The organism is Coleofasciculus sp. D1-CHI-01 (assembly GCF_040218875.1).
Taxonomy (GTDB): domain Bacteria; phylum Cyanobacteriota; class Cyanobacteriia; order Cyanobacteriales; family Coleofasciculaceae; genus Coleofasciculus.
Window position 1 is genome coordinate 30,648 of record NZ_JAVJQP010000107.1, and the last position, 25,192, is coordinate 55,839.

The following is a 25,192-nucleotide window of genomic DNA, read 5'->3' on the forward strand; positions in this document are numbered from 1 at the left end:
GTATTAGTAGCGAGCAAGATGCTCGCACTACAAGGCTTTCGCCATTATTGACATTAAGGTTTAAATGCCGAACAGCTTAGTCAGCGTCGTTAGCTATTCAGCCGGATTAATATAAAAATGTACGATAGCCAAGCCTCGACAAATAGGATTTCGACAGTATTTATCAGTCAATCTCTAAATTGATAACGCTACACTATCAATCATGACCCATATTCGTTGAATCGATGAGCCTGTGTATCAATCCCAAGTGTCAGAATCCCGATAATCCCGATAATTTGCTTTATTGCCAAAGTTGTCAGTCTGAATTGCTGTTGGAGGGTTGTTATCGGGTCATAAGTCTCTTGGGTGAAGGCGGTTTTGCTAAGACCTATGAAGTGAGCGATCGCACCACTATTCCTAAAGTTATCAAAGTTCTGAGTAAAAATGAACCCAAACCTGTAGAACAATTCCAGCGAGAAGCCCAAGTCTTAACTCGGCTGCATCATCCCGGAGTTCCCCAAGCAGAGGAATCCTTCACCTTTTACCCTAAAAACAGTCAAGAACCTGTGTATTGTCTGGTAATGGAGAAAATTGAGGGAGAAAATCTGGAAAAGTGGCTAGAAAATCGGGGGAATCGCCCCATTAGTGAAAAATTAGCGGTTGATTGGCTAACTCAACTTGCCAATACACTACACGCAGTCCATCAACAGCAGCTTTTCCACCGAGATATTAAGCCATCGAATATTATGCTAAAGCCAGATGGAGGGCTGGTATTAATTGATTTTGGCATAGCGCGAGAAATTACAGGAACCTACGAGCAAAAACAAGCAGTAGGACAAGTGACCAAAGTTGTTTCTGAAGGTTACTCTCCTCTCGAACAAGTCATTGGTAGTGCTGTTCCCAAATCAGATTTTTTTGCCTTGGGTCGTACTTTTGTCCATTTACTGACGGGTGAACATCCTCTGAACCTTGGCGATCAGTATCGCCACGATATCTATACCGATGAGTTAGAGGATTGGCGTGATAAAGCTCCTCAAATTTCTTCTATACTCGGAGATTTTATCGATCAACTGATGGCTCGTCCAATTAAGAATCGCCCCGCTGATACTCAGTCAATTTTGGCACGGTTGGCAGAGATTCAGCAAACTTTGTATCCAAAAACACAACAACTACAACAGATCCAATCACCGACTGAAAACAATTGGTCAAACGTTATACCAGACCATGTTTTTGATGATTTATCTTCTTCCCACTCAGCTTCTGTTACCTCATTAGCTATTAGTGCTGATGGACAAACCTTAGTTAGTGGTAGCGCAGATAGGATGATCAAAGTGTGGAATTTAGCAAATGAAGAAGAAACTCATTCTTTTAATCATGGAGATGGTGTTCTGTCTGTAGCCATCAGCTCAGATGGACAACTCATAGCTAGTGGTAGTGTAAACAAAACAATTAAAGTATGGAATTTAGAAACTCAAAAAACCCCTCAAGTTTTGACTGGGCATTCTGGACAAGTTATGTCCCTTGCATTTCACCCAAACAAAAATAACATTCTTTTTAGTGGGAGCGGGGACAAGACAATAAAAATATGGGATATAAAAAAACAAATATTTACTCACAACTATACCAAGCATTCAAGTGGTGTAACGTCTATAGCAGTGAGTCCAGACGGACAAACTGTGATTAGTGGCAGCCAGGATAAAGAAATCAAAGTATGGAGTGTGAAAACTGGGGAACTGCTCTACACTCTGAGTGGACATGAAGGTTCTGTTTTATCTATAGCAATCAGCCCTGATGGAAAAACCCTGTTTAGCGGCAGTGAGGATGAAACAGTCAAAGTGTGGGACTTAATTACCCAGCAAGAAATTAATACTCTAACTAAGTATTTAGATGCTGTAACATCCTTGGTGATTAGTCCTGACGGTAAAACCTTAATTAGTGGTAGTCACGATGGTATAATCAAGATATGGAGTGTGCAGTAAGGATTGTTTATTTAGCCCTTTCTAACTGGGCGGGATAATCGGAAAATGTCGCCCGAACCTGTTCGAGTTCTTGGGTTGAAAGTGTAACGAGTAAGAGAGTGCGATCGCGTTCGCTTGCTCGTGTCCGCAGGACGCAAGTGTGTCGGATATAGCAATCCTAAATAGGATGCAACAAGTGAAAAGATTGAAACTCAGGTCGAACAAGGGTTTCAGTTTTTCAAATTGCCACAACCTAAATAGGATGAATGTCACTGACTTAAGACTGGCGTTGCACAGCCCACCCTACGGTATATCATGAACCTTCAGGTATGTTACTGACAAATTCTGCCAGGGTTTGTGCCGTTAAAGCCACCACGACCAAATCCTCTAATTGATTGACTTCAAGTAACTGTAAACGTGGCTCAATATCTGGCGGAACCTGGTCTAAGCGAGTCGAGAGGATACGCAATAACTGTCGTAATGTCCCTTGTTTAAGTCCTTGCTGTTGAGCCGCTTCCACTTCCTGTTGAGCGGCTTCTTCGGGTAGGGGGACAAGATTACCCTCTTGATCATAAAATCGTAACCAAACCGCCGTCTCTCGGTCTATAGTTCCGTGCCAAGTTCCTACCCATAACCCTAATGTCTGACACCACAGCCAACCCTGTTCATTGGGGACTAATGGTTGATACTGTTGAGACGCATCCAAATGCCACCCCTGTAATGAATTGGGGTCAAAGGGATTAAAGACAAAGTAATCCGGTGTTCTAAAAATACGCTCATAAATATCTTTCTTTGTCCCCGTATCCATAGCCGCTGTAGAAGGAGACATTAATTCGACAATTACATCAGGATAACACCCCCCTTCTTCCCACACAACCCAACCTTGCCGTTCAGTCGTCCCGTCAACATTTAATACGGCAAAGAAATCGGGTCCTCTAAAATCTCGGTTCCGCGCCTGTTCACTGCTGTAATAGATAAACATATTACCGCTGGTGAAGAAATCATTGCGGTCAAGATAGGCTTGCTGCAATGAGCGAATCAGGACATTTATAGCAATACGGTGGCGATTACTTTCCAACGGTTCTCCATCATCAAAGATTAAGTCAGTTGGCGGCATGGATGGTTCCCAGCCTACCACAGTTTGGAATGTTGTCTCTTGGGTTACCAAATTTGACATGATCAGCGTCTCTCTCCACTAAGGTGCTTTTTTCCAGATCCCTAAACGTATCTTAACAAAAGCGCGATCGCTAACACTCCCTTTACTGATTGTCTTTATTAATCGGTTATAGTCATTGAGAACGAAAAAATTAATTAGGTTCGTAGTAAAAGCTTTTATTCCTAGATTTTGTGAGGTAACAGGCGTCAACAAAACCCACAACCTATTCCATCCTTGTATGTAGGGGCGCAAGGCTTGCGCCCCGTGTCACGCCAAGATATTTATATCCATTGTCATGATTCCCACTCAGATTTATTGTGATAAAATTTACTAATTATGGTTCAAGTCATCCAAGCTCAAACCCTGAATATCATTGACCTCGAACAAAAATTCGGTTTAACTCAAGCTGATGATGACCAATTTTTTTCAGAGTGGTACGAGAATCTTACCGAAATTTCTGACCTAGAAAAACAAGTGCTAGACCGTGTAAAGTCCAACTACTTAAGTTTGGTCAAACATCGGGAAATCTCCGAAAACATGGTCAAATTAGTCGTTCTGGGTCCTTTGCTGACTTGGACAGACTTTTATCACCTCCCATTTGATGTCGTTGATGAGCAATCTATGGAGGTAACAGTTCAAGACCAAGATGAACTTGTACGCGGTCGCCTGGATATTATGGTCTTAAAAGACCATTTGTGGTTACTGGTGATCGAGTCAAAAAATGCTGGCTTATCACTTCTAAATGGTATACCCCAAGCCCTCGTTTATATGGCGGCAAATCCTCATCCAGATCAAACTGTTTTTGGTTTAGTAACGAATGGGAGTGAATTGGTATTTATTAAACTCGTTCAACAAAACACACCCAAGTATGCCTTATCGGAACCATTTAGCCTATTGAAACGAGACAATGAACTCTATACTGTCTTGAGTATCCTCAAAAAATTAAGTCAACTGATGATTGATCAATAATAAATTTAAATGCACTATTATTTAACATGACCAATGACGATCTAAGTAGGTTGATGGAAATAAACTTAACAATATTAAGCTATGTAAACAACTCTCAAACTCTTACAAATGACAAATGATGATCACCGCCATTAACTTTAACTGTCCCTACCGACTTACTCACAATGTCTCATCGTCCCATTTATCTTGACAACCACGCCACCACCCCCATGGATGAATGGGTGCTAGAGGCGATGCTGCCCTATTTTAGAGAACATTTCGGCAACCCTTCCAGTATCAGCCATGCTTATGGTTGGGAAGCAGAAGCGGCGGTTAAACAAGCACGACAAACCCTTGCTGACGCTATCCACGCCACACCAGAGGAAATCGTCTTCACCAGTGGTGCAACAGAAGCGAATAATCTAGCAATTAAAGGGGTTGCTGAAGCCTATTTCAGTAAAGGGCGTCATATCATTACCGTCCAGACTGAACATCCAGCCGTGCTTGATCCCTGTACCTATTTACAAGACTTAGGATTTGAGGTCACATTTTTGCCTGTTCAAGGGGATGGACTCCTCGACGTAACCCAGCTAGAAAAAGCAATTCGTCCCGATACGATTTTAGTCTCGGTGATGGCTGCCAATAACGAAATTGGCGTATTACAACCCCTAGCTAAAATTGGAGAACTTTGTCACCAGCATCAGGTACTCTTCCATACCGACGCTGCCCAAGGGATTGGTAAAATTCCCTTGGATGTTCTAGATATGAATATTGACCTCATGTCCTTCACTGCCCATAAGCTGTATGGTCCTAAGGGGATTGGGGCGCTGTATGTCCGCCGCCGTAACCCGAAAGTGAAGTTAGCGTCACAAATTCAGGGCGGGGGACAGGAACGGGGATTCCGTTCGGGTACACTCTACACACCGCAAATCGTAGGCTTTGCCAAAGCGGTAGAACTCGGATTAGCCGAACAAGCCTCTGAATCTCAACGCCTCCGCCAGTTACGGGAACACCTCTGGACTACCCTGTCTCCATTAGGGGGAATTCACCTGAATGGTCATCCTGAGCAGCGATTGTCAGGAAATCTTAATATTTCGGTTGAGGGAGTAGATGGTTCTGCCCTGCTGTTGGGATTACAGCCTGTTGTCGCCGTGTCATCGGGTTCAGCTTGCTCATCAAGCCACGTAGCACCCTCCCATGTCCTCTTGGCACTGGGACATTCAAAACCTTTAGCTCATGCCTCAGTCCGATTTGGCATTGGGCGCTTTAATACCAGAGAGGAAATTGATCAGGTTGCCCAACACGCGATCGCGACAATTGAGTCCTTGCGTCAAGCTCAAACCCCTAAAACGTCGATTCTGTAACCCGCGATAACCCCCTCACAGCTAAACTGATAGTCTTACCCGTTAACAATCAACAATCAAAGCAGTATAATGTAAAATTGAGGAAACAGTTGCGTACCTACAGTGACACTAGGTTCGACCTGTAGAAACTATCTCATAGATACTGTCCGCAACTGATTCACACTTCCAGACTTTTGACTTGCACGTTACCAAACTCCAATGCTGACCCTTGGGCGAAGGGATATGACATTGGCTACCTGTAGCATTGGAGAAAAAGTAGATCCATGAGAGTGTCAGTAGTCTTCAGTCACTCCCCGATCACGATTTACGTTTTCTAAGTAAAGCTAAAGTTTTTGCTTTTCAGAATCATAAAGGGTAGCCAAAGTAAGAGTGACCGATCAATTTTAGGTATGCGATTTAAGATTTTTGGTGGAAAAGGTAACTCAGACAAGCATTCAAGCATTATTAAAGCTTGGCTCGTTTGCCTGTTCTCTAAACTAATCAGCTATCTAAAATTTCAACAAAGACCAAGCTTCAGTACTTGAGCGTACTGCCAAATTTTGAGGAAATTGAATGGCAAAGCAAATTATTATTGCAGAGCAATATCGTCTGGCTGCTGTCTTTTCAGAAGATCAAATCCAAGAACTTGTCGTTGCCACGGGCAGCCACCAAGTAGGTGATATTTATCTCGGCATTGTCGAAAACGTTTTACCAGGCATTGATGCCGCATTCGTCAATATCGGTGATGCCGAACGCAATGGATTTATTCATGTCACCGACTTGGGTCCGCTGCGACTTAAACGTCGCTCCGGGGCGATTACGGAACTGCTCACCCCGCAGCAAAAAGTCTTAGTCCAAGTGATGAAGGAGCCGACGGGCAATAAAGGTCCTCGGCTGACCGGAAATGTCAGCTTACCGGGTCGTTATCTGGTGCTGATGCCTTATGGACGAGGGGTTAATTTATCCCGACGGATAAAGAACGAAAACGAACGTAATCGCCTCAGAGCCTTGGCTGTGCTGATTAAACCCGCTGGGATGGGATTATTGGTTCGCACAGAAGCCGAGGGCAGAGCGGAAGAAGCGATAATGGAGGATTTGGAGGCGCTGCAACGTCAGTGGGAAGCCATCCAGCAGGAGGCAACTTCGACCAGAGCGCCAGCTCTACTGAATCGCGATGATGATTTTATCCAACGAGTCCTCCGCGATATGTACACAGCGGATGTGAATCGGATTGTGGTTGATTCCAATACTGGGGTCAAACGGGTAAAACAGCAGTTAGTAAGCTGGAGTGGCGGTCGATCACCGGAAGGGGTTTTAATTGACCATCACCGCGATCGCCTCTCAATTCTCGATTATTTCCGAATTAATGCGGCGATTCGAGAAGCCTTAAAGCCACGAGTCGATCTGCCATCGGGAGGCTATATTATTATCCAGCAGACGGAAGCCCTAACCGTTATTGACGTGAACTCCGGTTCCTTTACCCGTTCCGCCACGGCGCGAGAAACCGTCCTCTGGACTAACTGTGAAGCCGCGACGGAAATCGCCCGCCAATTGCGCCTACGTAATATTGCTGGCGTAATCATCGTGGACTTTATCGATATGGACTCGCGGCGTGACCAATTACAAGTTCTGGAACATTTCAACAAAGCGTTGAAAATGGACAAAGCCAGACCCCAAATCGCCCAATTGTCAGAACTGGGGTTAGTCGAACTCACCCGCAAGCGCCAAGGTCAAAATATTTACGAATTATTTGGTCGCACTTGTCCAAGCTGTGGTGGATTGGGACATCTGGTGCATCTTCCCGGTGAGCCAGAACCTCAAGTGCAGCAAGAGCCAGAGCCTATTTCTCGCGTTGACATCCCAGAAACCCCTGATCTTCCAGAACCCCTGGATATCCCTGGCTTTAATGAACCGGATGAACTGGAACTCAATCATCCGAGTTATCAAGAACGGGGAATCCCTGATGGCACTAATCGCCGCCGTCGCCGTCGCCGCTTGGAGGATGTAATCTCTAAGGATGAACCTGTAGCCAAGAGCAATGTTCGCCCAATAACTCTGTCCCAACGTTCCTCTGATGTGAGTGAAGACGTAGAGGGGATGAGGCGCGATACTACATCTGTTGAACGTCCCATCGTGTCAGACTCCAGTGAACGAGTGGGCAAACCCCAGCTCATTCGGTCGGTGGTAGAAATGGAACCGCCGGAAGTTATTCAGGTTGAGATGACGCCGGAAGAACAGGATGTTTATGCCTTGATGGGCATTTCACCATTAGTGCGGTTAGATAAGGAGATTAGAAATCCCCGATCAGTTATGGTTTCGGTGGTGCTTCCTGGAGAAGCTGAATCGGATTCTTCTGACAATGACATCCCTGACAATGACATCCCTGACAATGACACTACTGACGATTCATGGGAGGATACGTCTCACCCATCAGAGGAGTCAGACTCAGAAGAGAGTTCAGACAAGGTACTGGTTACTTCTTCTGGAAAAGCCGTTGATGTTGATTTAGAATCATCGGATGATTCAAGCTCAACCAGCGAATCGGAAACGAAACCGCCTTTGATTCGTCGTCGTCGCCGCCGTTCTTCAGCAATGGAGAATGAGTGAGGGATAAAGGGGTTTCAAAAGCGGATTTGGTATCACTCCCCAAGCCAGCCTTCACCCCTAGCCCCTCTCCCGACTCCCCTCGTTCCCCCCTACCCCCCTCGTTCCCCCCTACCCCCCTCGTTCCCCCCTACAAGAGGGGGGATGACAGAGGATGCTTCGCTTTTTTTGCAGGGGGGATGACAGAGGATGCTTCGCTTTTTTTGCAGGGGAGAGGGGAGCAAGAACAGCCCAATAGTACGGATACATAGCCTCAAGGCTTGCCAGTACTGGTTTTTACCTTAAGTTGACTCTCTTGAATCCATGAAAATGGAAAATTCAGCTAACTATTGTCAACTACCGGAACTATCGGGCGATCGCAAATTGGTCGCCGGAGTGGATGAAGTTGGGCGTGGTGCTTTATTTGGTCCTGTTGTGGCTGCAGCGGTTATTTTACCTGCATCAACGCTGCCCAATTTGGCTGGTTCTGGAATGAAAGATAGTAAACAATTAACTCGTCTACGACGCCAAAAATTGGCGCAAGAGATTCAAGAGTTAGCCGTCGATTGGAGTATTGGTTATGCCACCAGTACTGAAATCGACCAAATTAATATCTTACAAGCCTCTCTGTTGGCAATGAAACGGGCTGTGCTTAAGTTAAAAGTGCAGCCTGATTTATGTTTGATTGATGGGAGACAGGCATTGGTAGGTTTACCTGTACCCCAAAAAAGCCTGATTAAAGGAGATCAGCGATCGCTGGAAATTGCGGCGGCTAGCATTGTGGCAAAAGTCTGGCGCGATGATTTAATTGGACGTTTAGCGACGAAGTATCCCGATTATGACTTAGCCGCTAATAAGGGGTACGGAACCGAACGACATCGTTTAGCCCTCAAAGAGTTGGGTCCTTCGCCACAGCATCGCCGTTCGTTTCGTCCTTGTCAACTGAGGGATGGGGGATGAGGAAGATGGGGTGCAGAGGAGCGGAGGAGCAGAGGGGCAGAGGGCAGAGGGGCAGAGGGGCAAGGAAGGGAGTTCTCTTGTGAATTTTTGCACTGGGTCAGGGCGGGTTTAGTTACATCCGGGTTGGGTAAAAAACGATAATAGTAAAACCCGCCCCTACACAATACCCTACTGTCAATAATGCTCGCAGTGAGCTGTAATTGAATTGTTCTTCCGTTACGTAAAACTTACACAAATCTACCAATATCCGATAAAGTCTGCTGTTTACTTCCTGCTTCATTCTGGTCGTGTCGGCACTTGTCCAGTCCACAGGCTACCACCACTTAACTAGCGGCTATCTCCAAATTAATGGAGGCGTTGAAATCGCGATCAATTTCCAGCCCGCAGTTGTCACACCGGAAAACCCTCTCAGATAGGGGCATTGAGTCTTTGACGGTGTGGCATCTTGAGCAGGTTTTGGTTGAGGGATACCATCTCTCAACCACGATTAAGGTTGACCCGTACAATTGGCACTTGTACTCTAGCTGGCGTTTAAACTCAAAAAAGCCCATGTCGCCTATTGCTTTAGCCAGCTTGTGATTAGCCATCATGCCAGACACATTGAGGTTCTCTATCCCTATTCGGCTGTGGTTTTTGGCTAAATAGGTGGTGAGTTTATGCAATGTGTCTTTGCGGATGTTAGCTATTTTCCGGTGCAGACGGGCTATCTTGATTTGAGCTTTCTTGAAGTTGTTCGAGCCTTTGACTTTATGACGGTTGAGCCATTGCATACGAGAGAGCTTCCTCTCATACTTCCGGTAAGCTTTCGCACCTTCCACCACAACCCCCGTAGACAAGAGAGCCAATGCTTTTACGCCTAAATCCACTCCGACAACGGGGTAAGGTTTATGGGTGTTGAACGGCTCAATCTCCAACTTAAAACTGATAAACCAGCGAGCAGCCGTTTTGGAAATGGTTACGGATTTGGGTTGAGATGCATCAGGTAATTGCTCATAAGTTCTCAGCCAACCAATGACCGGGACTCTCACCCGATTATGTTCGACTTTGATTGCCCCATCCAGGGTAAAGCTATCGCCCCGTCCCTTGCGTTTAAACCGTGGGGGTTTACTTGTCTTCTTAAATGCCCGTCTCCAAGCCTCAACCAATTGCCTGAGCGCATATTGAGGAGCACATTTACTCACCTGGTAGTACCAGGGGCAAACGGGTTTAACCAACGCTACCAACCATTTATGGAGGTCAATACCAGTGGGAAACTTAATCTTGTCTTCTGGGTTATCCCGGTTATGGTCTAATATCTGCTTAGTTAATCCCAGTCCCCAATTCCAGGCGTGACGGGCTGTACCCGCGTGTTTGGCTAACAGTGTCCTCTGCTGATTATTCAGCCTTAGCTCAGTTTTGAATCCTAATAACATTGACACCCAGAAAATGTGACCCTTTTATCATACAACCATAAGTTTTTGTCTAGAGGAAAAATAAATCTCAGGTATTTTTCCGGAAATATCTAGAAATTGCCTGTGAATCAGGCTCTAATCATCAACCCCCGCTTCCCCACTTTCCCTGTTCCCTGTTCCCTCCCCTCGGCACAATACTTAGATGCTGGGATTATCGACTGGTGCAAGGTGTTGAGATTTAGATTGAGCCAGGGTTGGGCGATCCGCGTTAGCCCATTGGCGATAATCTGATAGCAGTTGATGCATTAGTTTATTCTTAATTCGCAGCAACACACTTTTGAGTAATCCATTTCCGGTTGTTTCAATAATGGGTTGGGGTGTCATCGATAGAGGAAAGGGAATATCCACCCGCACCTTTAAATCAGCCTTACCTTTGAGCCGAGTGGTGTTTTGCTGTTGATCAGGATAGAGTTTTCCTTTGACCTCCAGGGTAAAGCGTTGATTGATGTAGTCCAATCCAGGAATATCACAATCTACCGATCGCAGATGAACTGTACCCTCACCATCTGCCCAAACTTTGAGAATGACTCGCGGTTGAAAGGTTAACGACAGAAACTGCAATGGACGCATCTTCAGGCGAAACTGTTCTCGACTCAGTTGCTCGATCAGATTCGGATCAGCGATCGCGTGTACCAACCGCTGAGGTTGACGTAAATAGTGCTGAATGGGGGCAGGTTGTGCGGGTACAGTAATTTCTACGGATTGCGATGCAGTAAACTGGCTGGTCATAGGGTGAGAGCAACGTTGGGTTTTGTCTAAGTTTCTTAAAGTTAATCTTACTTTAATTAAAGTTTATTTACATAACTGGGGGGAATTTTTTAAGGTTAGGGGGATGAGCGAGTCTCGTAGATGAGACCACTGCATGTAACTTAATCCTTACTCCGATTGTAGAAATTATGCTCGCCAACCGTTATCTTCCTATAGAAGACTTTCAGTGCCTCGATCAAAGCAAAGGTTTAGTCCTAAGGACAGAAATTATTAAATCTCATTACTGAGTACAAATAAAGTTATAAATTATAAACTAAAGCGCAGTTTATGTCAATTTCAATTGCCCATCTTGGACCACCAGGGACTTACGCGGAAGCGGCAGCATTAGCTTACTGTCGCACTCTTACCCGTGAAAGTGATTCAAAACCTTGGTTATGTCCTTATCCCAGCATTGCCCAAACTCTGCACGCCGTCGCCAAAGGGCAAGCGGATTTGGCGGTAGTGCCTGTGGAAAATTCCATTGAAGGCAGTGTCACGATTACGTTGGATACGCTGTGGCAACTGGATCAACTACAAATTCAACAGGCATTGGTTTTGCCAATCCAACATGCCCTGTTATCACGGGCATCTCGTCTTCAGGCAATCCAAACAGTTTATTCTCATCCTCAAGCCTTAGCCCAATGTCAAGGGTGGCTAGAAAACAGTCTACCCTCGGTACAACTCGTACCCACAAACTCAACCACAGAAGCCTTACAGCATCTGGATACTGACTATACGGCAGGTGCGATCGCGTCTCAACGGGCGGCGATGCTTTATCAATTACCGATCCTGGCGGCGGCTATCAATGATTATCCAGACAACTGTACTCGTTTTTGGATTGTGGGTCAGCAATCGTCTCCTGGGGGTAGTCATACCTCCCTGGCTTTTAGCACGCCCGCCAATGTACCGGGAGCCTTAGTTAAACCTCTGCAAGCCTTTGCCCAGCGAGAGATTAACCTGAGTCGGATTGAGTCTCGCCCGACGAAGCGATCGCTGGGTGAGTATCTTTTCTTTATTGATTTAGAAGCCGATGCCTCTACACCGTTGGTGCAAGAGGCACTCTCAGAAGCTGCCTCTCATACAGAAATTCTGAAAATTTTTGGCAGCTACAGCGTCATACCCATTAATTCAACTGCGCTGATTGAGAATTAAGCTTAATTAAATGCATCTTTAAGGACTGTACGGGCAGCCAAATGATTGCGCGTGGAGGTAAGTATTTCCGCTTCGCGTTCCAAACGGGCTGCTGTATCCTGCATTTCTAACAACGCTTGTTGTTCGGAGGCGACGCCGTAAAGATTGCCCGCTACCCAATACGATAGTTCTAAGGGCAGATCTGGCAAGTCTTCGGGCAGCTCGATTTTCTGATCCGTCAGCTTGGCAGAAAGATGGACAACATCTCGCAGCAATTGCTCAACGGATGTGGAAATTTCTTTTAAGTCTTTTTGAGAGGGTTGATCCTCTATCCATTCCACCAATCCGACACGATAGGGTTTTTCTCGGACGTATTCTAAAACCCGAAATCGTTGCTGACCCAGGGTTAAGACTTTCATCCGATCATCAGGCAGACGCTGGAAATGTATAATTTCAGCGCAGCAGCCAACGGCGGCGGGTTGACCTTGCACCGGGTCCCACATTAATACCCCAAAACGCCGATCGCTCTCCAAAATCGTGTTCATCAGCATACGATAGCGAAATTCAAAGATATGGAGGGGCAGAGGACGTCCCGGAAATAGAACCACTTCTGGCAGTGGAAACAAAGGAAGTTCTCTAACAGCAATTGAGGAAGAGGATGCCATTGTGCCTTGGTGAAAAGGGTAACTGCGCTTCTTTACCTACTTTAACGGATTTTTTTGGGACAAGAAGCCACAAAATCCGTTAAAGCTGTACTAACTCATATCTTGTCCGGTTTTATGGCATGTCTATTACCTGTACTGATTTAGGCAAGAGCATTACCCTTCTACCCTCCTACCCTTCTCATCTTCCACCCTATAACTTCACTTCAATATCCACACCAGCCGGTAAATCCAGTTTCATCAGGGCGTCAATGGTTTTGGACGATGGCTGATAAATGTCAATAAGTCGCCGATGAGTACGGGTTTCAAAATGTTCCCGCGAATCTTTATCAACGTGGGGCGATCGCAAGACACAATAAATACGACGTTTGGTCGGTAAGGGAATTGGACCGACGGCGGCAGCATTGGTGCGATTTGCTGTATCCACAATCTTCTCGCATGAAGTGTCTAGTAATCGCCGATCAAATGCTTTAAGACGAATCCGAATTTTTTGCTGCTGAATCGTTGCCATTTTTTTGAGTTGTCTAGGTTCTGAAATAATTAGGAGTTTTAAGTGTTGAGTGTTGAATGAATGTTCCCGAACTCAGAACTCAACACTCAGAATTCATAACGTTTTGCCAACACAGAGAATAAGGAGCAGAGAAAAGCATCAGCTTCTCTGCTCCTACTCTTTGGAGTGAGAACAGTGCTACTTGAGGATTTTGGAGACAACACCTGCACCGATGGTGCGACCACCTTCACGAATGGCAAAGCGCATTCCTTGTTCAATCGCGATCGGGTTGATTAACTCCACGGTCATTTTTACTCGGTCTCCGGGCATAACCATTTCCACATTGGTACCATCATCAGCGGTGTAGGAACTGATTGTTCCCGTCACATCGGTGGTACGAACGTAGAACTGAGGGCGATAACCGGAAAAGAACGGAGTATGACGTCCTCCTTCTTCTTTTTTGAGGACATAGACTTCCGACTCAAACTGAGTATGAGGAGTGATAGAACCGGGCTTGGCAATTACCATTCCCCGCTCAATATCTTTCTTCTCAACACCTCGGAGCAGAATTCCGGCATTGTCACCCGCCATCCCTTCATCAAGACTCTTCTTAAACATCTCAATGCCAGTGACGGTTTTCTTGACCGTATCCCGGAGTCCAACTAGCTCAACTTCGTCGCCAATTTTGACTTTACCGCGCTCGATCCGCCCCGTGGCGACTGTACCCCGACCAGTGATGGTGAAGACATCTTCAACTGCCATCAGGAAGGGCTTATCCACATCCCGTTCTGGGGTAGGAATGTAAGCATCGACCTCATCCATTAACGCATAGATCTGATCAACCCACTCATCATCACCCTTCTTAATGCTTGGGTTAGAGGTAAGAGAGTCAAGCGCCTTTAACGCCGAGCCTGCCACGATGGGAATATTATCTCCATCAAATTCATAATCACTGAGGAGTTCGCGGACTTCCAGTTCCACCAATTCCAGTAATTCTTCGTCGTCCACCATGTCTTTCTTATTCAAAAAGACGACTAAGTTGGGGACGCCTACCTGCTTGGCAAGGAGGATATGTTCCCGTGTTTGCGGCATCGGACCGTCAGCGGCGGAAACCACCAGGATCGCGCCATCCATTTGAGCCGCACCCGTGATCATGTTTTTCACGTAGTCAGCGTGTCCTGGGCAATCAACGTGAGCGTAGTGGCGATTCGCCGTTTCATACTCAACGTGAGCGGTGTTAATGGTAATCCCCCGCGCCTTTTCCTCTGGTGCCGCATCGATTTCTTCGTACTTCTTGGCGGTTGCTTGACCTGATGAAGCCAGAGTCATGGTAATGGCAGCCGTCAACGTTGTTTTGCCGTGGTCTACGTGACCAATTGTGCCAATGTTGACGTGGGGTTTAGTCCTTTCAAACTTTGAGCGTGCCATGAATTACGTTTTCCTTTTCTTAGTTATGCGTTCCCTTTGCTCTTAGCAATGATAGCTTCAGCCACGTTACGAGGCACTTCATCATAGTTGCTAAACTCCATTGAGAAGATACCTCGACCTTGGGTTTTTGACCGTATATCCGTAGCATAACCAAACATTTCGGCTAATGGAACTTTAGCCGAAACTTTGGCTAGACCTTCTTCGGTCCCCATCCCTTCAATTTGACCACGGCGGGAGTTGAGATCGCCCATGACATCTCCGAGAAAGTCTTCAGGCACTTCAACTTCCACTTTCATCATAGGCTCGAGTAACACGGGTGCCGCCTTCGTTACGCCGTTTTTAATTGCCATCGAACCAGCAATTTTGAACGCCATTTCCGAAGAATCAACATCGTGATACGAACCATCAACTAATGTGGCTTTGACATCAATGAGGGGATACCCAGCTAGGATACCCGATTCGCAGGCTTCTTTCATACCCTGCTCAGCCGGGGAAATAAATTCTCTCGGTACGGAACCACCAACAATCTTGGAGACAAATTCAAACCCACTACCGGTTTCACCTGGCTCCAATTCAATGACGACATGACCGTACTGACCTTTACCGCCACTTTGGCGGATGAACTTACCTTCAGCTTGCACGGATTTGCGAATGGTTTCTCGGTAAGCCACCTGAGGGGCACCCACATTCGCTTCAACTCGGAACTCCCGCAGCATCCGATCAACCAGAATTTCCAGATGAAGTTCACCCATTCCCGCAATCACGGTTTGATTGGTTTCTGGGTCAATACTGACCCGGAATGTCGGATCTTCTTCCGATAAGGCTTGGAGTGCTTTGGAAAGCTTCTCCATATCCTGCTTGGTTTTGGGTTCTACGGCTACCGAAATCACCGGCTCTGGAATATAAAGCGATTCCAAAATAATCGGGGCTTCTTCGCCACAAATTGTATCACCCGTTGTTGTTTGTTTGAGACCAATTGCTGCACCGAGATCGCCAGCTCGTAGCTCATCGACCTCAATGCGTTCGTTGGATTTCAAAATAATCAGCCGGGAGATCCGCTCCTTCTGATCTTTGGTGGAATTAAGAATGTAGCTGCCTTTTTTCAGGATGCCTGAGTAGACCCGCATGAAGGTTAAGCGACCATAAGGGTCTGACATAATTTTAAATGCCAGCGCCGATAGGGGAACTTCATCATCTGCTGGTCGCTTGTCCGGTGTCCCATCTGGCAATAGTCCCTGAATTGGCGGAACTTCCGCCGGAGAGGGTAGATAGTCTACCACTCCATCAAGGAGTAACTGTACTCCTCTATTTTTGAAGGCTGAACCACACAGCACCGGCACAATCGTACCGACAATTGTACCTTTACGCAGGGCAGAACGAATTTCCTCTTCGGTGAGTTCTTCTTCTGCCAGATATTTTTCTAAGAGCGCTTCATCGGTCTCAGCTACAGCTTCGATCAGCTTGACTCGGTACTCTTGGGCTAGTTCTTGAACCTCTTCGGGGATTTCGGTGTCTTGCATATCCGTACCCAGGTCATTGGTATAAATCCGGGCACGCATTTGCACAAGATCGACAATCCCGTGGAAATCACTTTCACTGCCGATGGGAATTTGGATCGCAACCGCATTGGTACGCAGCCGATCGCGGAGTTGATCGTATACTTTGAAAAAGTTAGCACCCGTGCGATCCATCTTGTTGACAAAGGCAATCCTCGGCACCCGGTAGCGATCAGCTTGACGCCACACGGTTTCCGATTGGGGCTGGACACCTCCCACTGAGCAGAACACAGCAATTACACCATCTAAAACCCGCATCGAACGCTCAACTTCAATCGTGAAGTCTACGTGACCCGGTGTATCAATGATGTTAATCCGGTGATCCAGCCAGTTCGTGCTGATGGCAGCAGCAGTAATTGTAATTCCCCGTTCCCGCTCTTGCTCCATCCAGTCGGTCACGGCTGTCCCTTCATGGACTTCGCCTAGTTTATGAACGATTCCTGAGTAAAACAGAATCCGTTCTGTTGTTGTTGTCTTGCCCGCATCAATGTGGGCGGCAATCCCGATATTGCGTATTTTCTCAAGCGGGATGGTACGTGCCACAGCTACCTCCTTCGTCTGTGCCGCAAGTTTACACGTTGCGTTACTATCTCTTTACAATTCTATACTTTGTTTAACTTTTTAGGGATTTGTCCTACTTGTTCCTCAAAAAGTCAGCCAGCGACTTTATTCCTCACGGAACGCCGAATTAAACCTTAGCCTCCTTCTGCCTGTCAGTCACCAGCTTACTGAATTAGTACCGATAATGAGCAAACGCTTTATTGGCATCTGCCATCCGATGGGTTTCTTCCCGCTTACGAATGGCATTCCCCGTTTCATTTGCCGCATCCATCAACTCATTTGCGAATTTACTCGCCATACTTCTCCCTGGACGACTTCGGGAAAACTGGATCAGCCAGCGCATGGCTAATGTTATTCCGCGTTCTGAGCGGACTTCCATGGGAACTTGATAGGTTGCCCCTCCAACCCGACGGGCTTTCACTTCTACTAAGGGAGTGACATTCCGTACCGCTTCTTCAAATACCTCTAGCGGTTCCTTTCCGGTGCGTTCTTCAATAATTTTGAAGGCGTCATAGATAATCCGAGATGCTACTGATTTTTTCCCATGATGCATAATCCGGCGCATCATCATACTAAGCAGACGGCTGTTATAAACCGGGTCAGGGGGGACTGGGCGCTTTTTAACAACTGTACGACGAGACATAGTAAACCTTTACAAAATACATACACGGCAAATTTAACTATTTGTGCTGGAACTGATTATTTTTTCTCCAGTCTTTAGGACTTGCTTGAAAAAAGCAAGCCACTTCATCTCCCTATTTTCCTGATCAACTTACCCAAAATAAACCGCTATGGGTAAGTCTAGCAGGGTTTTGGCAGATTTAGAAAAGCTCTGTTGGTTTACTTAGGACGCTTGGTTCCGTACTTGGAACGACCCTGCTTGCGATCTTTCACACCCGCCGTATCTAGAGTTCCTCGAATAATGTGATATCGAACTCCGGGTAAATCTTTAACCCGTCCTCCTCTAATCATGACGACTGAGTGTTCTTGAAGGTTATGACCAATCCCTGGAATATACGCCGTCACTTCAAAACCCGAGGTCAGACGTACCCTTGCCACTTTCCGCAGGGCTGAGTTCGGTTTCTTGGGGGTTGTCGTGTAGACGCGGGTGCAAACACCCCGCCGTTGTGGACATTGTTTCAGTGCAGGCGATTTGGTTTTCGCCTTAATTTTGGCACGTTCGCTACGAATAAGCTGCTGGATAGTGGGCATGAGTTAAGGCGCGTGAAATTCCTTGAATCGTTTGTAAGTATTGACAAATTCTGATTGTACTGACTTTTAGGCAACAATGTCAATTTTTTGGTCTTTTGTCCTTGGTCATACTCGCTCCCGAAAAGAAGCCAGCTACGTCCTTTGTGCTTTAATTACTCCTTAAACCTAGGATCATTCCTCACGTCTTAACTCGAAACGAGTTACCACAGCCACAGGTTTCAATGGCATTGGGATTATAAAAGCGAAACCCACCGCCCATGAGATCTTCGGAATAATCCAAGGTGAGGGTAGTTAAATGCTTGATGCTTGCCTCATCCACGACAACAGCGACGCCTTGATAGTCATAGACGCGATCGCTCGCTCTGACGGCATCATCAAACTCCAGAATATAGTATAAATCGGCACATCCTCCTGGCTTCACACCTAAGCGTAATCGAGCTTGCTGTTGCTGGCGCTTGGTTTGCAGGCGTCTAATTTCATCGGTTGCCGCTTGACTCAGTGTAATCATTGGTTTTGTCCTGGTTGACACTCCCCGCCTTAAAAGTGCGGGGATTCTTCGTTCACAGATCCGGCTTTCTGTCAGAAATCATCTTGACAGGCAATTCTCGAAAACTCCTTCTATTGATGACGATGAGAACTTTCGTCACCCGGGGCAAAAAAATTTCCTCCCCTAGTATTAGGGAGGAGCAAATTTGGCGTCAAGCTAGTAAAGCACAGGTAAGCCGTACTAGCTACTTCAGATAATCCAACCTATCGTCAGGTGGACTCGCTGCGGGCGTAGTCATCTTCATAGCGAATAATGTCATCTTCGCCAAGATACTCGCCATTCTGTACTTCAATTAATACCAGCGGAATGACACCCGGATTTTCTAGGCGATGAGCATGTCCTTGAGGAACGTAGCTGGACTGATTTTGATGAATCAATAATTCCTTATCCCCGCAAATAACCTTCGCCATGCCACTGACAACAATCCAGTGTTCACTACGATGGTAGTGCATTTGCAGACTGAGGCGATGACCCGGCTTCACCTCAATACGCTTAATTTTGTATCCTCGCCCCTCTTCCAGAACAGTAAATGAACCCCAAGGTCTTAGTTCTGTAGCGGCAGCGCCTTCGGCAGTCAACGATCTGGGTAGGGTGATCGCCGAATCTTGAGGAACTGCTTGCTGAACCATAGTCTTTCTCCTGAAAATAGTTACGACAGTGAAGTACCCTAACTTGCTTCGCTGAAGTTAGGGCTTCCAACTTAGCTAAACAAGGACGGTCTTATTCGTCTTTAGGATTTCCCGCTTCATCCGCCGATGCCTCTAAAGGTTGCCCTCTATTGGTCTTACTCAGCGTCCACAGGCAGTTGTCCGCCTTCCGCAGACAGTTATATTTTGTTAGTCCGCTTGGATGATAGCGGTTTGCGGTTGTAGAGACGCGCTTTTGAAGCGTCTGTACTAACCGAATAATGCCATTAGGCATCTTGCGCTATTCTTTTCTGGACGCTATAAAGCGAACGGTGGTCGAGTTCATTAACGCGCAAGGACTACATCTCTATCACACCTAGCCCATGCCATCTTTAGCCCATGCATTACCATGTAGACCTAGGAGGGTTACTGTTATTATAGCGCCAAAAGTTAATTGTAATTTGAAAATTTCGTTCCTCAATTTTCCGCTGTCCATCCTCACCCTACTATCGTTGAGGGTGAGGACTTCCGCGCCTGCGTTAATCGCACGTAAAAACGTTTTATTGAATTTTTAGCTATTGCCAGGTTCTCAACAACGCAAAACCTAACCACAATCAACATTAGCAAATTCAGTTAAGATTTTGAATACAGTAGGGAGTGGATTCGTAAAATTGTCGGAAGTCTTTACATTTAGAGGCTTGAGCTTTATCAAAACTTTAAGAAAAGAGTCGGACAAAAGAAAAGGTAATTCATTAAGTTTTGTAAAGTATCCTCAAACCCTTACAAAGGACTAAGGACAAATGAAAAATAACGACCTCCACCACTCTTCTTTTATTGTGTCCACCCACTTACTTATAAGGTCGGAAAAGCCCTAAACCATTGTGAACCCGGGCGGCTGTATGAGGAGAACGATCTAGAAGATGACCCCCCAAATAGAGTCCAGTAGAACTGCCACCATCGAGATTGAGCGCATCAACGGCTCCCAGTTGTTGCATCAACTGTGCCGTTTCCGTCAAGTTGGGTCCCCTGCCACCGACACGATTGTGCATAGCCGCAATAATTAGTGTGCCATTTGCTGTGATTCCGATCGCACTCCGAATGGCAGATTGTTGGGCAAAGGCATTACTAAAGTTTTCGGCTTTGGCATCTAAGACAATTTGGCGATTTTGCAGTAACAAGGGACCAGCACCAAGGATATTGGGATAATTGTTAAACTCAACTGGCAACGTTTTCTGTTCAATCTGAACTGTTGTGCCAATGGTGAGTGACTTAGCGATCGCATTGGGATCATGCCCTCGGTTGGTAAGCAAATAACCATTAACTGGAATCACAAAGGATTCCTCTCCAGCGACTCCTCCGGGTAATTGAGCAGTAATCTGGTTATTCTGCACAACCCAAATCACTTCATTATCGGTTAAAGGGGTATAGGTTACGCCCCAAGCTGGGGTATAGCGAGACATCCCAGCTTGCACATAACCGCTATTCAGAAATAGACTCGGAAAACGTTCTCCATTAGCGGTAATTAACGTTTCCTGGAGGCTAAGGCGTCCAAATTTAAATTGATGCTGATCTGTCCACGCGATCGCACCTCGGTTGAGAATCGGTCCAGAATACCAATATCCATCCCGGCGGATCGCACCTAAGGGCAGTTGATTATTGCGGTTAAAGAAGCCACCATTAATCGCTGCTGAAGCGTTCCACAACTGCGCTGTTTTAATCAGGGGGGCGGTTCCCACTTGAGTCGTGGGATTACTCCACATCGGTTTCAGATTGACTTGCGGATTTTTGGGATCAACCTCTAGCCACACCACAGGAAATCGAGTATCACCCAGAGTCACAGTCCGCTGACGCCACCAGATACCTGGTGCCCACAGAATATCTTTTTCCACCATGGCATTGGGTCGAAGTTCGATGACTAAGCGATTGGGGTTGGGTAAGCTGAAAACGTGTAACTGTAGACCATCTGGAATCGAAACCCCGATAGTGGTTTGGGTTTGATTGGTTTCAAGTCGGATGACAGGTTGATTCTCTAAGGCTACATCATCTCCCTCATCTCCCTCATCTCCCCCATCTCCCTCATCTCCCTCATCTCCCCCATCTCCCTCATCTCCCCCATCTCCCTCATCTTCCTCATCTTCCCTATCTCCCTCAACTTCCTCCTCTTCCTCCTCTTCCACAGGCTCTAGGGGGGTAAACTGTTCAATCAGGGATGGATTCGCGATCGCGTCTAATATAATCACCCCTTCACCGGGGCTTCTGCTCACTTGCCAAGGTGTGGGATGATCTAAATCAAGAATAATCCTAAACCCCCACAGGTGTGCCTCTTCCCGGATACTGTCTAATCGTGCGGGTGCAGACGTTAGAGCTAATGTATCTCCTTGGGCTTGAAATTGCCATCCCACCTGTTGGGCAAACTCTGTAATATCTAAATAGCGATAAGCATCACGATGGTGAGCCACGAAAACGAGAGGCGTACTTAGGGGATTAGAAAACCACTGCACCGGTTGTCGCGTCCAATTGCGGGTACTCAACAATTCCAGTCCAAAGAGTTGTTGGACTCCCACATCACTGATACCCGTGCGTATGACTCCCCCAACTTGCCACTGTTTCCAGGCAAGAGGTAGTATGCGACCATTTAAGGAGAGTTTTGTCCCCCCGCCAACGACTTGAGTTGGGGTTCGAGCTAAAATCTGAGTCTGAGGTGAGGGAGAAGCAGAGGGAGTCACGGCTTCAGCTTCTACCCATTCGCGATCGAGTTCAAGGGTAGACTGAACAACTAAACGTTGCAAAATTTCCCCCATGGTTAGACTCTCTATTACTAGGGATTCCGCACAACTAACACGTTTAGCGGTTAAACCTAGGCATGAAGCACAAATTACTAAGAATCCTATCACAATTTTGGCTTTATTCCGTGAGAACCCTTTGGTCATAATCTTGGCTTTGGTGTGAGATGAATTAACATTTAACCATACCGATAAACTAATTCCTGTATTGTAGGTCTATTCAAAAAATTAGTTTAACAATTCAGGCTAAACTCTACATCGGCTGTTTTGCTGTTGACAGCAATCTAGGCTCAAAAGTTCCAGTTAACCTTGGCTTTCAAGTTAAAAGAGTCATTGACTTTAAAAGAAAGGGTGGGTGGTAAACCTGTCCAATTTTGAGTTGATATATAATCGAAAAAAACGGGAGACTCAAATGACCCTAGCCACGATCACAACACCCAAAAAGGAATCCCCCCTTTTGTTTGAAGGAATGACCTGGAGAGAGTTCAAAGCCGTTGAGCAATTGTTAGACCGCCCAGGATATCGACTTTCTTTTTTAGATGGAGTTTTGGAGATACGACGAATGCCCGGAGAACCCCACGAAACCGTTAAGGAAAGAATTGGTGCATTGTTGGAGCTTTACCTGTTGATGGCAGGATTTGACTTTACTCCAACTGGCTCGATGACGTTGGAAAGTGAAGGAGTCGCCGTCAAGCGAGAAGCCGATAAATCCTATAAACTGGCTCCGGGTCGAACCAATCCCGATCTAGTGATTGAGGTGGTGTTTACCAGTGGCGGTATCAACAAGTTGGAGATCTATAAGCGGCTGAAGATCAAGGAAGTGTGGTTTTGGGAAGATGGGGTGTTAGAGCTTTATCACCTGCGAGGAGAGGGGAAGACACTTCATTATGAACAGATTAAGAGTAGCGAGGAAGTTAAAGGGATTGATCTGGATTTGTTATTACGTTGCATCAATATGGTGAATCATGTGGATGCTATTAAAACTTTTCAAAAGGCGCTGCAAAAATAACGTTTTATGGTATAGTTTTACTGTGGAAAAATGTGTGTGCCTGTAGCTATAGAATAATTCGCGATCGCACAACTTTGGTCAGTAGGAACGGGGACAAGGAAGTGGGGCAGGATTTTAGCTATCCAATATTCTGGCAAATCAAACTAACAATTTAGCACACTAACTACGGAAGAGCCTTTTTTGGGTAAAATTGGAGGCGAGTTGCGCGATCGCACTCCTGAATCTCCCAAATATCCTACTCTTGTGAGAGAATAATAGGAATTCCCCTCTGATATAAAGGTTCCCCAAACCTCATGGTAGATCGCCGCAACATTGCTATTGCCCTGCTACCCCTGCTGGGCTTAATTCCCCTTGCGCCCCAAACCCTTGCCCAATCTATCACGCCAGCCGCTGATGACACGGGTACGATTGTTCAACAGGAGGGCAACACCTACACGATTACGGGGGGTACACAAGTTGACTGTGACATCCTCTTACACCGACCCTAGGGGTACGGTGTAGGCTTCCTTTGTCGCCGCTTTAGAACGACGCTTCCGGCGTTTTATAGTGGGGAATATGCCCAGCCCCACTCTCTTTATGTTAATCGCCGCGTTCCAATCTCTATCTAGAATTAATCCACATAAACAGTGGTGAATTCGTACTGATAAATCTTTTTCAACTAGGCGATTACAACAAGAGCATATCTGGCTTGTATTGTGGGGTTTAACCTTCACCACAGACTTACCAGCTTTCGCAGCTTTGTAAGCGATAATTGATAGGAATTGACCCCAGCCAGCGTCATTAATTGATTTGTTTAAACCTGATTTAGCACTTTGTCCATTGGGTATATATTTTCCATTTTCATCCTGTTTAGGTTTGTTTTTACGGGACAAATTTCCCGGTTTAATGTCCTCGACAAAGAACACCTGTTCATCTCGGCTCACCAGTTTTGTCGCCGACTCATAATGGAATTGCTTCCGCTTCCGTTGTAGCCTCTGGTGGTGCTTGGATATCTTTTTCGCCAGCTTCCTTGCCTGAGCCGATTTGTGAGGTTTCTTATCTTTGCGGTTAGCCAACTTTACCAACTTTGACTCAGACTTGCGGTAGTGTTGCTGGATTAGCTCAATCTCCCCGTCTGAGGCTGTCCAGAACTTCTCTAGTCCCACATCTAACCCAAGGGAGTTCTCTTGTGTTGCTTCTATCTCTGGTGATTTCAGGCTAGGAACGGATTTATCCTCTAAGGTTAAGCAAATATACCAACCATCGGCGCGACGTGACACCAGTGCCGCCTTGATCGTGAACCCTTCTGGGATTGGACGGTGGTAGATGAGTTTTACCTGACCTACCTTGGGCAAGCTGATATAGGCAATGTCGCGCCGTGTACCGCCGTTTTTACGCCGATGAGGATTGGTAGTGACGCTTAGGCAGTCCGGCTTCAACTGCGGGATCGTAAATGTCCGGTATCTCCGCACCGACTTAAACCGAGGCTTCCCGCTTCGCTTCCCATTTAAATCACCTTTGATAAAGCGGTTAAATGTATCCTCCACTCGCTTAATCGCTTCCTGTATTACCTGCGAATGAACTCCCTCATATAGGTACTTATAGGTTTCCCTTGACCAATGGGTAGCCCGTTTCTGTGAGTAATAGGTTGGCTGATCTTTAAGTTCTGGTAGATGGGTGATAAAAATCGGGCAAGCATTGACTGAGTTGCGGTTAAACTCCCACCAGTTAAACCGTTCCTCTAGCATCAAATTGTGTATCCGGCACAACTTGTATAGCCATTCGTTTAACTGATAAACCTGTTGCTTATCCGGTACAATTCGATACTGGCAATTCAGCTTAAACGTGTCTTTGCTTCGCTTCAATTTTATCACCTCCTTTTAATTTTGCTTTAACAGATGCTTTAGATGCTTTATACTCTTATTATTGTGCTACCCAACAGTATCACATGTCAATGGAAAAACGGTTAAATATTCGAGTCACCGATGAAGAGTGGGATAAGTTAAAAGCTTATGCAGATAAAAAAAAAGGGTTGAGTATGGCAGAAGTTATTCGCTTTTATATAAACTCTCTACCTAGTAGC

At 46.1% G+C, this 25,192-nt stretch carries 22 protein-coding genes; 8 read left to right on the forward strand and 14 right to left on the reverse strand.

Features of this window, described 5'->3' with window-relative positions; translation table 11 throughout:
* Positions 1 to 224: 224 nt before the first annotated feature.
* Positions 225 to 1,958 (forward strand): protein kinase domain-containing protein, encoded by a 1,734-nt coding sequence (locus RIB93_RS19440; RefSeq protein WP_446374682.1) that lies wholly within the window; start codon positions 225 to 227, stop codon positions 1,956 to 1,958.
* Between the two features lie 292 nt (positions 1,959 to 2,250).
* Here RIB93_RS19440 and RIB93_RS19445 read toward each other — a convergent pair whose 3' ends face one another.
* Complete coding sequence (locus RIB93_RS19445; RefSeq protein WP_446374684.1) at positions 2,251 to 3,114, reverse strand: Uma2 family endonuclease; 864 nt, start codon at positions 3,112 to 3,114, stop codon at positions 2,251 to 2,253.
* A 315-nt stretch (positions 3,115 to 3,429) separates the two neighbouring features.
* Between RIB93_RS19445 and RIB93_RS19450 the strand changes: the two genes are divergently transcribed.
* From RIB93_RS19450 to RIB93_RS19465, 4 genes are all read left to right on the forward strand, one after another.
* Positions 3,430 to 4,062: a type I restriction endonuclease gene (locus RIB93_RS19450; RefSeq protein WP_446374686.1), complete on the forward strand. Its 633-nt coding sequence runs from the start codon at positions 3,430 to 3,432 to the stop codon at positions 4,060 to 4,062.
* A 164-nt stretch (positions 4,063 to 4,226) separates the two neighbouring features.
* The gene (locus RIB93_RS19455) at positions 4,227 to 5,405 is read left to right on the forward strand and encodes a cysteine desulfurase family protein (protein WP_446374688.1); all 1,179 of its coding nucleotides are present in this window, start codon (positions 4,227 to 4,229) and stop codon (positions 5,403 to 5,405) included.
* 552 nt (positions 5,406 to 5,957) lie between these two features.
* Positions 5,958 to 7,991, forward strand: a complete 2,034-nt coding sequence (locus tag RIB93_RS19460; protein ID WP_446374690.1) for an Rne/Rng family ribonuclease — start codon at positions 5,958 to 5,960, stop codon at positions 7,989 to 7,991.
* Positions 7,992 to 8,291: 300 nt separating this feature from the next.
* On the forward strand, positions 8,292 to 8,927 hold the full coding sequence (locus RIB93_RS19465; RefSeq protein ID WP_446374692.1) for a ribonuclease HII: 636 nt from the start codon (positions 8,292 to 8,294) through the stop codon (positions 8,925 to 8,927).
* A gap of 323 nt (positions 8,928 to 9,250) precedes the next feature.
* On the opposite strand, the gene RIB93_RS19470 is transcribed toward RIB93_RS19465, so the two are convergent.
* The gene (locus RIB93_RS19470; protein ID WP_446374694.1) at positions 9,251 to 10,339 is read right to left on the reverse strand and encodes an RNA-guided endonuclease InsQ/TnpB family protein; all 1,089 of its coding nucleotides are present in this window, start codon (positions 10,337 to 10,339) and stop codon (positions 9,251 to 9,253) included.
* A gap of 177 nt (positions 10,340 to 10,516) precedes the next feature.
* Positions 10,517 to 11,107 (reverse strand): DUF1997 domain-containing protein, encoded by a 591-nt coding sequence (locus tag RIB93_RS19475; protein WP_446374696.1) that lies wholly within the window; start codon positions 11,105 to 11,107, stop codon positions 10,517 to 10,519.
* A gap of 306 nt (positions 11,108 to 11,413) precedes the next feature.
* Here RIB93_RS19475 and pheA point away from each other — a divergent pair, with 306 nt between their 5' ends.
* Complete coding sequence (pheA, locus tag RIB93_RS19480) at positions 11,414 to 12,277, forward strand: prephenate dehydratase (protein WP_446374698.1); 864 nt, start codon at positions 11,414 to 11,416, stop codon at positions 12,275 to 12,277.
* Between the two features lie 2 nt (positions 12,278 to 12,279).
* On the opposite strand, the gene RIB93_RS19485 is transcribed toward pheA, so the two are convergent.
* From RIB93_RS19485 to RIB93_RS19530, 10 genes are all read right to left on the reverse strand, one after another.
* On the reverse strand, positions 12,280 to 12,921 hold the full coding sequence (locus RIB93_RS19485; protein WP_446374700.1) for an LON peptidase substrate-binding domain-containing protein: 642 nt from the start codon (positions 12,919 to 12,921) through the stop codon (positions 12,280 to 12,282).
* Positions 12,922 to 13,111: 190 nt separating this feature from the next.
* On the reverse strand, positions 13,112 to 13,429 hold the full coding sequence (rpsJ, locus tag RIB93_RS19490) for a 30S ribosomal protein S10 (RefSeq protein ID WP_044208966.1): 318 nt from the start codon (positions 13,427 to 13,429) through the stop codon (positions 13,112 to 13,114).
* Positions 13,430 to 13,606: 177 nt separating this feature from the next.
* Positions 13,607 to 14,836, reverse strand: coding sequence for an elongation factor Tu (gene tuf / locus RIB93_RS19495; RefSeq protein WP_446374702.1), 1,230 nt, complete (start codon positions 14,834 to 14,836; stop codon positions 13,607 to 13,609).
* A gap of 23 nt (positions 14,837 to 14,859) precedes the next feature.
* Positions 14,860 to 16,935 carry an elongation factor G gene (gene fusA / locus RIB93_RS19500; RefSeq protein ID WP_446374704.1) on the reverse strand — a complete coding sequence of 692 codons (2,076 nt, stop codon included), beginning with the start codon at positions 16,933 to 16,935 and terminating at the stop codon, positions 14,860 to 14,862.
* 190 nt (positions 16,936 to 17,125) lie between these two features.
* Positions 17,126 to 17,596, reverse strand: coding sequence for a 30S ribosomal protein S7 (rpsG, locus tag RIB93_RS19505; RefSeq protein WP_446374706.1), 471 nt, complete (start codon positions 17,594 to 17,596; stop codon positions 17,126 to 17,128).
* A 197-nt stretch (positions 17,597 to 17,793) separates the two neighbouring features.
* On the reverse strand, positions 17,794 to 18,165 hold the full coding sequence (rpsL, locus tag RIB93_RS19510) for a 30S ribosomal protein S12 (protein WP_006103254.1): 372 nt from the start codon (positions 18,163 to 18,165) through the stop codon (positions 17,794 to 17,796).
* A 178-nt stretch (positions 18,166 to 18,343) separates the two neighbouring features.
* Complete coding sequence (locus RIB93_RS19515) at positions 18,344 to 18,673, reverse strand: HesB/IscA family protein (protein ID WP_446374708.1); 330 nt, start codon at positions 18,671 to 18,673, stop codon at positions 18,344 to 18,346.
* A gap of 248 nt (positions 18,674 to 18,921) precedes the next feature.
* On the reverse strand, positions 18,922 to 19,341 hold the full coding sequence (locus tag RIB93_RS19520; RefSeq protein ID WP_006103117.1) for a phosphomannose isomerase type II C-terminal cupin domain: 420 nt from the start codon (positions 19,339 to 19,341) through the stop codon (positions 18,922 to 18,924).
* 91 nt (positions 19,342 to 19,432) lie between these two features.
* Entirely contained in the window at positions 19,433 to 19,633 is a 201-nt protein-coding gene (locus RIB93_RS19525; RefSeq protein ID WP_446374710.1) for a hypothetical protein, read from the reverse strand.
* Positions 19,634 to 20,186: 553 nt separating this feature from the next.
* Complete coding sequence (locus tag RIB93_RS19530) at positions 20,187 to 22,268, reverse strand: phosphodiester glycosidase family protein (protein ID WP_446374712.1); 2,082 nt, start codon at positions 22,266 to 22,268, stop codon at positions 20,187 to 20,189.
* Between the two features lie 265 nt (positions 22,269 to 22,533).
* Here RIB93_RS19530 and RIB93_RS19535 point away from each other — a divergent pair, with 265 nt between their 5' ends.
* Together RIB93_RS19535 and RIB93_RS19540 are read left to right on the forward strand one after the other, a co-directional pair.
* On the forward strand, positions 22,534 to 23,130 hold the full coding sequence (locus tag RIB93_RS19535; RefSeq protein WP_446374714.1) for a Uma2 family endonuclease: 597 nt from the start codon (positions 22,534 to 22,536) through the stop codon (positions 23,128 to 23,130).
* A 293-nt stretch (positions 23,131 to 23,423) separates the two neighbouring features.
* The gene (locus tag RIB93_RS19540; protein ID WP_446374716.1) at positions 23,424 to 23,618 is read left to right on the forward strand and encodes a hypothetical protein; all 195 of its coding nucleotides are present in this window, start codon (positions 23,424 to 23,426) and stop codon (positions 23,616 to 23,618) included.
* Here RIB93_RS19540 and RIB93_RS19545 read toward each other — a convergent pair.
* Positions 23,604 to 24,974: an RNA-guided endonuclease InsQ/TnpB family protein gene (locus RIB93_RS19545; protein ID WP_446374718.1), complete on the reverse strand. Its 1,371-nt coding sequence runs from the start codon at positions 24,972 to 24,974 to the stop codon at positions 23,604 to 23,606. The two genes, RIB93_RS19540 and RIB93_RS19545, sit on opposite strands and share 15 nt — an antisense overlap.
* Positions 24,975 to 25,192 lie beyond the last annotated feature (218 nt).

Coding starts and splice junctions, on each gene's coding strand:
- rpsL (WP_006103254.1), bottom strand. CDS start 18,165: ATGCCCACTATCCAGCAGCTTATTCGTAGCGAACGTGCCAAAATTAAG.
- RIB93_RS19520 (WP_006103117.1), bottom strand. CDS start 19,341: ATGGTTCAGCAAGCAGTTCCTCAAGATTCGGCGATCACCCTACCCAGA.
- rpsG (WP_446374706.1), bottom strand. CDS start 17,596: ATGTCTCGTCGTACAGTTGTTAAAAAGCGCCCAGTCCCCCCTGACCCG.
- RIB93_RS19525 (WP_446374710.1), bottom strand. CDS start 19,633: ATGCCTAATGGCATTATTCGGTTAGTACAGACGCTTCAAAAGCGCGTC.
- RIB93_RS19515 (WP_446374708.1), bottom strand. CDS start 18,673: ATGATTACACTGAGTCAAGCGGCAACCGATGAAATTAGACGCCTGCAA.
- RIB93_RS19455 (WP_446374688.1), top strand. CDS start 4,227: ATGTCTCATCGTCCCATTTATCTTGACAACCACGCCACCACCCCCATG.
- rpsJ (WP_044208966.1), bottom strand. CDS start 13,429: ATGGCAACGATTCAGCAGCAAAAAATTCGGATTCGTCTTAAAGCATTT.
- tuf (WP_446374702.1), bottom strand. CDS start 14,836: ATGGCACGCTCAAAGTTTGAAAGGACTAAACCCCACGTCAACATTGGC.
- RIB93_RS19440 (WP_446374682.1), top strand. CDS start 225: ATGAGCCTGTGTATCAATCCCAAGTGTCAGAATCCCGATAATCCCGAT.
- RIB93_RS19485 (WP_446374700.1), bottom strand. CDS start 12,921: ATGGCATCCTCTTCCTCAATTGCTGTTAGAGAACTTCCTTTGTTTCCA.
- RIB93_RS19540 (WP_446374716.1), top strand. CDS start 23,424: ATGGTAGATCGCCGCAACATTGCTATTGCCCTGCTACCCCTGCTGGGC.
- RIB93_RS19530 (WP_446374712.1), bottom strand. CDS start 22,268: ATGACCAAAGGGTTCTCACGGAATAAAGCCAAAATTGTGATAGGATTC.
- RIB93_RS19460 (WP_446374690.1), top strand. CDS start 5,958: ATGGCAAAGCAAATTATTATTGCAGAGCAATATCGTCTGGCTGCTGTC.
- RIB93_RS19475 (WP_446374696.1), bottom strand. CDS start 11,107: ATGACCAGCCAGTTTACTGCATCGCAATCCGTAGAAATTACTGTACCC.
- RIB93_RS19445 (WP_446374684.1), bottom strand. CDS start 3,114: ATGTCAAATTTGGTAACCCAAGAGACAACATTCCAAACTGTGGTAGGC.
- RIB93_RS19535 (WP_446374714.1), top strand. CDS start 22,534: ATGACCCTAGCCACGATCACAACACCCAAAAAGGAATCCCCCCTTTTG.
- RIB93_RS19470 (WP_446374694.1), bottom strand. CDS start 10,339: ATGTTATTAGGATTCAAAACTGAGCTAAGGCTGAATAATCAGCAGAGG.
- pheA (WP_446374698.1), top strand. CDS start 11,414: ATGTCAATTTCAATTGCCCATCTTGGACCACCAGGGACTTACGCGGAA.
- RIB93_RS19465 (WP_446374692.1), top strand. CDS start 8,292: ATGAAAATGGAAAATTCAGCTAACTATTGTCAACTACCGGAACTATCG.
- RIB93_RS19450 (WP_446374686.1), top strand. CDS start 3,430: ATGGTTCAAGTCATCCAAGCTCAAACCCTGAATATCATTGACCTCGAA.